The organism is Mesorhizobium sp. M7A.F.Ca.US.014.04.1.1 (assembly GCF_003998745.1).
GTDB classification, from domain to species: Bacteria; Pseudomonadota; Alphaproteobacteria; order Rhizobiales; family Rhizobiaceae; genus Mesorhizobium; species Mesorhizobium ciceri.
In genome coordinates this window covers 1-7,527 of sequence record NZ_RZRW01000283.1, presented here as the reverse complement: position 1 = coordinate 7,527, position 7,527 = coordinate 1, and the positions used below count along the sequence as shown (strand labels likewise).

Genomic DNA, 7,527 nt, shown 5'->3' with positions numbered 1-7,527 from the left:
GCATCGAGAAACTGGTGCGGGACCTGCGCGTGCACCAGATCCTCGAAGGCACCAACGAGATCATGCGCGTCATCATCGCTCGCGCGCTGATTGGCCGTTGAAGCCAGCAACTCTGGGAGACAGACAATGACGACGATCGCCTTCATCGGCCTCGGCAATATGGGCAATCCAATGGCCGCCAATCTGGTCAAGGCCGGGCATGCGGTGAACGGTTTCGACCTCGTTCCGGAAAACCTCACCGTCGCCAAGGAACATGGCGTGACGATTATGGCGAATGCCTTGGCCGCGGTGAAGGATGCCGACGTGGTGATCACCATGCTGCCTGCAGGCAAGCATGTCCTCTCCGTCTACGAAGACATCGCGCCCAAGGCCAGGCAAGGCGCACTCTTTATCGATTCCTCGACCATCGACGTCGAGTCAGCCCGCAAAGCCCACGCCGTCGCCAGGAAGCACGCGCTGTCGTCGATCGATGCACCGGTCTCGGGCGGCACCGGCGGGGCTGCGGCCGGCACGCTGACCTTCATGGCGGGAGCCTCCGATGATGCCTTCGCTGCCGCCGAGCCGATCCTGAAGCCGATGGCCGGCCGCATCGTCCATTGCGGCGGCGACGGCGCCGGCCAGGCAGCAAAGATCTGCAACAACATGATCCTCGGCATTTCGATGATCGGTGTCGCCGAAGCCTTCGTTCTGGCCGAAAAGCTCGGCCTGTCGCATCAGGCGCTGTTCGACGTCGCCTCGACCTCGTCGGGCCAATGCTGGTCCTTGACCACCTACTGCCCGGTGCCCGGCCCGGTGCCGACTTCGCCCGCAAACAGGGACTACAACCCAGGATTTGCAGCCGCCTTGATGCTGAAAGACCTGAAATTGTCCCAGGAAGCCGCGCAAGGTGCGGGTGCTGTAACGCCGCTCGGTGCCGAAGCGGCTCAGCTTTATGCCTTGTTCAACGCCCAGGGACATGGCGGCGTCGATTTCTCCGGCATAATTAATTTTCTCAGGGGTAACCCGGCGTAACCCACGGATTTGGCGGATTTTTCCGGTTTCCTTCGGTGGAAAAAATGAAAATTTAGATTTGCTTAAGCTCTCGATAACTCCGCGGTAACGATGTCCCTATAAAACGGACTGTGAGGCGGACATCTCATCCGTCCGGCGCTCCGGATCAGGTCTCGCGTACCGGAGCCCGTAAGTTTCGACAAGTGCCATAAGTTTCGCAAAGTGTTTGCGTAGCGAAGCGCCATGCGTATCTGGCAAAACCGCGTTCCCGATGGAGCGCGGTTTTTGCGTTTTACCCTGCAGCACGGTTGAGACATCGATGAACCGGAAACTGTACTCCGGGATACCTCACATGCGCCCGCGGGCGCCTTCCGGATCATAGGGCGAGTCGGCGATCACCTTTGCCGCGCGGCGCTCGCCGAGGATCGAAACCTGGAGCTCGGTACCGGGCGACACAAGTTCCAGGGGCAGCAGCGCAAGTGCTATGTCGTGACCAAAAGTGTAGGAATAGCCCGCCGAGGTGATGTGGCCGACGAGCTCGCCTTCGCGGTAAACGCCCTCGAAGGCGAATGCGCTCGCACCATCCGTGTCGATCGACAGTGTGGCGATCCGGCGTGTAACCTGCTGCTGTTTCGCGACCAGTGCCGCCCGGCCGATGAAGTCCCTGTTGTCGAGGCTGATGAAGCGCTCGAGGCCGCTTTCCCAGGCGGACAATTCGGGGTTCATATCGCGGTACATGGCCCGGTAGGATTTATCGAGACGAAGCGATTCCAGCGCTTGAAGTCCGACCAGCCTCAGCCCGTGTGCCTCTCCCGATGCCAGAAGCGCATCCAGCAAATGCCGCTGGTAGCAGAGTGGATGATAGAGCTCCCATCCCAGCTCACCCGAATAGTTGACACGCAGCAGCCGTACGTCGCTGGCCATGCCGACGGTGCTGGACTGTACGCTGAACCATGGGAAGGCCTCGTTGGAGAGGTCGATCTCCGTCAGCGGCTGCAGTATGTCGCGCGCCTTCGGCCCAACCACCGTGAAGCTGCCGCGATCCTCCGTGACGTTGCGCAGATGCACGCTGCCGTCCTTCGGCAACAGCCGGCCGAGATCGTCAAGGTTCCAGCGTTCGGCGCGCGGCGTCGATATGAGATAGAACAGGTCGCTCTGCAGCCGCGCCACCACATACTCGGCCTGCACGCCGCCGGTCGGCGTCAGGTGATGGGCAAGAGCGACACGACCGGGACGCGGCAGTCTGTTGGCCAGGATTCCGTCGAGCCAGCCCTCGGCGCCCGGCCCGCCGACCTCGAACTTGGTCATTGGTGTCATCTCGACCAGACCGCCGGCGTGGCGGACAGCCTGGACCTCTGCGGCGACGTGGTTCCCCTTGGGGGTCCAGCGCCAGCTGTAGACATTGCGCGCCTCGACACCCGCGGGCGCAAACCAGCTCGGCATCTCCCAGCCGTTCAACACGTCCCATACCGCGCCAAGCTGACTTAGGCGGTCATAGGACGGGGCCGTTTTCTGCGGTCGCGCCGCCGGCATGTCCTGGCCCGGATAGTGCTGTACGGCGTGGGTGCCCCAGGCTTCCCGGACCTTGGCCCGGGTCCAGTTCTTGTTGGCGTATCGGCCGAACCTGCGGGGATCCAGCTCCGCCGTGTCGATGCTGTTGCCACCCTCCACGATCCGTTCGGAGAGGTAATAGCCAATCGCACCGCCCCAAAGGATGCCCCCCGGCACCCCTTCGGCGAGCCAGACATTCTCCAGGCCCCACGCCTGCCCCATCAGCGGCAGCTCATCGGCCGTCATCTGGAAAGGTCCTCGCACATTGCGCTTGATGCCGGCGCGCCCGAGCGCGGGAACCAGTTCGGTGGCGCGCTCCCAGTTCCAGGAAACGGCATCGAAATCTTCATCGAGCAGATCGGCGCCGAACCATTCCGGGACACCGTTTTCGGCGAACAGCTTGAGCTGCTCGGTACGCTCATAGGGACCGAACATCAGCCCGTCTCCCTCTTCGCGCAGATAGCCCTCGTAACCCTCGTCCCTGAGGATCGGCATCTCCGGAAGACCAAGCCGTTTGCGTTCCACGATTTCGGGAACCGCCTCGGTGATCCAGTACTGGTGCAGGATCGGGATCGCGGGAATGTCCAGGCCCAGCATGGCGCCTGTCTGGCGTGCGTAATTGCCTGTTGCAAGGATGACATGTTCACAGACGATCTCGCCGCGTGAGGTTTTGACCCTCCACTCGCCGCTCGGCATCCGCTCGAAACCCACGACCTCGGTATCAAGATGGATCTTCGCGCCGAGGTCGCGTGCACCCTTGGCCATGGCCTGGGTGACATCGGCGGGTGCAATGTGGCCGTCATCGGGATGGTAGAGGGCACCCAGCATGGTGTTGTTGTCGAGCAGCGGCCAGATCTCTCGCGCCTCCGCGGGCGATACGATCCGGGCCCGCACTCCCTGGACCTCGGCAACGTCCATGTAGCTTCTGTACTCGTCCAGCCTGTCGCGCGTGTTGGCAATGCGCAGTTGCCCGCATTTGTGCCAGCCGACGTTCTGGCCCGTCTCCGCCTCCAGGCCTTCATAGATCGCGATCGATCTGGCGATCATGCGGCCGACATTGCGGCTGCGCGCGTAAGAGGGGATGAGCCCCGCGGCATGCCATGTCGAACCGGCCGTAAGCTGTGTTCGCTCCAGCAATGCCACATCGGTCCAGCCGCGCTTTGCCAGGCCGTAGAGAATGCCGGCGCCCACACAGCCGCCACCGACCACGACCGCACGAAAGGAACTCACCATATGCGCGTGCCCTTGTCTGAAATTGCCACCGGTCCACATGAACGCATGCGCATACTGTCAGACAGCATCCGGCTTTTCAGCATATTTCCTTGTCTGGAACGCTGCAGTGGTCACCCGACTGTTGGGCCACGAAGCCGGCCGAACTGTCAGCTGTCGCGCCCGCGTTCAGGCCGCTTTTTTGCGTTTTGCCTAGCTATATTCCGATTGCAGCATTCGGGATCGGGACATGATCTTCGTTGATCAGCACGATCGGCGCATCGGCTCCCTCGACCCTGACGACCAGCAGGCGCAGGCTCCACGTGCCGGCTGTCCGGACAGCCGTCGAATAGGCCGTGCCCTTGCCCCTGGCGCCGTGGACCGGAATGCCGAACTGGGCGTCACCAGCCCCATTCGCATCGACGTTGAGATGGCCGCCGACCCAGAAACTGTCGGTTTGCAACCCCGGTCAGGTCTTGTTGGACAGCCGGCGAAAATTCGCTTTCACGGCACGGCTTGCCGGCTTCAGCGCGGCGCTGATCGAGCGCTCCGCCGCAACCCCGTTGAACAGCGATGGCGTGCGGCCGGAAAAGACTTCCGGCCAGAACCGCGACGCCGATTGCAGGAAAGACATTTGCGCCGCAAACGCGCCTTCGGCCATAGCGGCGGTCTTCTCGTTGACCGCACGCGCCGTCTCCGTACTCCATGGCTGGCGGCTCCCGCCATCCATGGCCATCAACGGCAGCCGCATCATCGCCACCAGCGGCGCCAGCATCAGGTCGCCGCTGATGCTGGCCGCTTCTCGCGTCCGTCGGCTCTTGCCGGTTTCTCTCATGGAAACAAACCCCTTGTGGCGGCCGAATCAGCCGCTGCCCCACACACTACGCGCTTGTGATGGAATTCGTTCCCTCGCCGCTTCGGCATGGTCTCAAGGCTGGGCGCGCCCGCCGAAGAGCGCCCAGCCGAGGGGTCGAGTTCTACCGCTTGCGAAGATCGGCTTGCGCCAGATCCAGCGCCTTCGAGATGCGGTCGCAGGCCATATCGATCGTATCGCGGGTCCAGATCAGCGGCGGCGACAGGATCATCGTGTCGCCGGTGGCGCGCAGCATCATGCCATTCGTGATGGCGTGATCCCGCACGGTTACCGCCGCACTTCCAGCCGGCAGGAACCGCTCCTTGGTCGCCTTGTCCTTGACGATCTCGATCGCGCCCATCAGTCCGATCGAACGGACCTCGCCGACCAGATCATGTCCGGCAATGCGCTCCTGCAACGCCTTGGCGAAGTAAGGGCCGGTGTCGTTCCGGACGCGGTCGACCAGCCCTTCGCGCTCGATGATCTCGAGGTTCTTCAGCGCCACGGCGCAGGCCACCGGGTGCCCGGAATAGGTGTAGCCATGGTTGAACTCGCCGCCCTTCTCGACCAGCGTCGAGGCGATGCGGTCGCCAACCAGCAATGCCGACAGCGGCTGATAGCCCGAGGTCAGCGCCTTGGCCGTGGTGATCGTGTCTGGCTCGATGCCGAGTGTCTGTGCGGCAAACCATTCGCCGGTGCGACCATAACCGGTGATGACTTCGTCCAGCATCAGCAGGACATCGTATTTACGGCAGATGCGCTGCACTTCCGGCCAGTAGCTCGCCGGCGGTATCTTCACGCCGCCGGCTCCCATGATCGGCTCGCCGATAAACGCGGCAACCTTGTCGGCGCCGGCTTCGAGGATCGCCTCCTCGACAGCCCCGGCCGCGCGCAGACCGAAATCATGATCGCTCTCGCCAGGCAGCGCCAGCTCATAGGCATAGGGCATCATCACATGGACGATGTTGGGCACCGCACCGTTGAGCTGCTTGTGCATACCATCCATGCCGCCGAGCGAGGTGCCGGCAACGGTCGAGCCGTGATAGGCCATCTTGCGCGAGATGATGCGGTTCTTCTCCGGCTTGCCCTCCAGCACCCAATAGTGGCGCACGAGGCGCAGCGCGGTGTCGTTGGCTTCCGACCCGGAAGAGCCGTAGAATACCTGGTTGACGTGCTTCGGCGCGATCTCCGCCAGCTTCTTGGACAGCAGCACTGGCGTCGGCGTCGAGCATTTGAAGAAGGAGTTGTAGTAAGGCAGTTCCTTCATCTGGGCATAGGCGGCCTCGGCCAGCTCGTCACGGCCATAGCCGATGTTGACGCACCACAGCCCGGCCATGCCGTCGAGGATTTCAGCCCCCTCGGAATCGTAGATGAAAGGGCCGTTGGCATGGGTGATGATGCGCGACCCGGCCCCGCGCATTTCCTTGTGGTCGGTGAACGGATGCAGATGATGCGCGGCGTCGATCTGCTGAAGCTGCTTCAGCGAATAATTCTGATAGGTCATGTCTGATCTTCCCTCTGGATTCTATCCGGCCAAGCCGGGGCGAATGCTTCAGAGGCAGAGAGGTGGCGAATAGCCGATGCGGGCACACAGCCGCAAAAGCTCGGCGCGCAGCGTGCGCGGTGACGGCGTCACCGCGACCCGCAATGCGCGAGCCTCAAATGCGTCAATCAACGTCCTGACGAGAGCCATGGAAGCCACCTTAGAGCAAAGGCTGCTCGAGGAGAACCACCCTTTGCTTGGCCCATAACTGAATGACTCTAGGCCTTGGCTGTCAGCGCCCTTTGCAGGAAGACATATTTCATCGCCGTCTGCGCCGCCTGCGGCCGGCGGTCGCCACGCCCGCCATGGCCGCCCTCGGTCTCCTCGAAGAACAGCGTCCTCGCATGGCCGGCTTCCTGCAGGCGGGCGGCCATCTTGCGCGCATGGCCGGGATGGACCCGATCGTCAGCGGTCGATGTGGTCAGCAGCACAGGCGGATAGGCGGCAGCGGCGTCGACATGCTGGTAGGGCGAGTAGGCTGAAAGCCACTTCGCGTCTTCGGGTTTCGACGGATCGCCATATTCGGCCATCCACGAGGCGCCAGGCGGCAATTCGGCGTAACGCAGCATGTCGAGCAGCGGCACCTCGATGATGACGGCGCCGAAAAGCTCGGGATGCTGCGTCAAGGAAACGCCGGTCAGCAAGCCGCCATTCGAACCACCCTGGATGCCGAGCGAGCTTGCTGTCGCGATGCCGCGCTTGACGACGTCCTGCGCGACCGCTGCGAAATCGTCGAATCCGTTCTGGCGATTGCCCTTGAGCGCCGCCTGATGCCAGGCTGGGCCGAACTCGCCGCCGCCGCGGATGCATGCCTGCACATAGGCATTGCCTTTCTCCAGCCACAGCTTACCACGCACGCCGGCATAGCCGGGCAGCAGCGGCACTTCGAAGCCGCCATAGCCGTAAAGCAGCGTCGGCACCGGACCTTTCTGGTCGCGCCGCCTGACGACGAAATAGGGGATCATCGTGCCGTCCTTGGAGCGCGCCTCGAACTGTTCCGAGATCAGCGGCGAGGCATCGAAACGCGCCGGCTGCGACTTCACGGTGGCGAGCGTCTCGCCATTGTCGTCGGACCAGATGATCGAACTCGGGGTCAGGAAATCGGTGAAGGAGAAGGAGACACTCGAGCCGAACTGCTCGGCATGACTGATGCCGACATTGCCATTTTCGGGCAGCGCCACCGGTTTCAGCGACCAGTTGCCATCCATGCGCTCGCAGACGACGACTTTGCCGCGCACATTGTCCATCAGGCTGACGAACAGCCGGTCCCGCGTGCGGGCAATGCCGGCTATGGAAACGCGATAGGCCGGCTCGAACAAGGTTTCGACAGGCCCGATCGCGCCGGTCTCGACCCAGCGCGCCAGGTCCAGCGAATAAAGAC

Annotated in this window: 8 protein-coding genes; 2 read left to right on the top strand and 6 right to left on the bottom strand. The window is 62.9% G+C overall.

What is annotated here, in order from left to right:
* Together EOA22_RS39560 and mmsB are read left to right on the top strand one after the other, a co-directional pair.
* Nucleotides 1-101 (top strand): acyl-CoA dehydrogenase family protein (locus EOA22_RS39560; protein WP_164755630.1); only part of this gene is annotated, 101 nt, incomplete at its 5' end.
* A 25-nt stretch (nucleotides 102-126) separates the two neighbouring features.
* On the top strand, nucleotides 127-1,011 hold the full coding sequence (gene mmsB / locus EOA22_RS19055) for a 3-hydroxyisobutyrate dehydrogenase (RefSeq protein ID WP_127390138.1): 885 nt from the start codon (nucleotides 127-129) through the stop codon (nucleotides 1,009-1,011).
* Between the two features lie 327 nt (nucleotides 1,012-1,338).
* On the opposite strand, the gene EOA22_RS19045 is transcribed toward mmsB, so the two are convergent.
* From EOA22_RS19045 to EOA22_RS19020, 6 genes are all read right to left on the bottom strand, one after another.
* Nucleotides 1,339-3,774, bottom strand: coding sequence for an FAD-dependent oxidoreductase (locus EOA22_RS19045; protein ID WP_063170256.1), 2,436 nt, complete (start codon nucleotides 3,772-3,774; stop codon nucleotides 1,339-1,341).
* Between the two features lie 193 nt (nucleotides 3,775-3,967).
* On the bottom strand, nucleotides 3,968-4,213 hold the full coding sequence (locus EOA22_RS19040) for a cytochrome c oxidase assembly factor Coa1 family protein (RefSeq protein ID WP_244514305.1): 246 nt from the start codon (nucleotides 4,211-4,213) through the stop codon (nucleotides 3,968-3,970).
* Nucleotides 4,214-4,219: 6 nt separating this feature from the next.
* Nucleotides 4,220-4,585: a hypothetical protein gene (locus EOA22_RS19035; RefSeq protein WP_063168189.1), complete on the bottom strand. Its 366-nt coding sequence runs from the start codon at nucleotides 4,583-4,585 to the stop codon at nucleotides 4,220-4,222.
* A 142-nt stretch (nucleotides 4,586-4,727) separates the two neighbouring features.
* Complete coding sequence (locus EOA22_RS19030; RefSeq protein ID WP_013531202.1) at nucleotides 4,728-6,107, bottom strand: aspartate aminotransferase family protein; 1,380 nt, start codon at nucleotides 6,105-6,107, stop codon at nucleotides 4,728-4,730.
* A gap of 48 nt (nucleotides 6,108-6,155) precedes the next feature.
* The gene (locus EOA22_RS19025; RefSeq protein ID WP_082826679.1) at nucleotides 6,156-6,296 is read right to left on the bottom strand and encodes a capsid protein; all 141 of its coding nucleotides are present in this window, start codon (nucleotides 6,294-6,296) and stop codon (nucleotides 6,156-6,158) included.
* Between the two features lie 68 nt (nucleotides 6,297-6,364).
* Nucleotides 6,365-7,527, bottom strand: a 1,163-nt coding sequence (locus EOA22_RS19020; protein WP_164755628.1) for a prolyl oligopeptidase family serine peptidase, incomplete at its 5' end; no start/stop codon positions are given.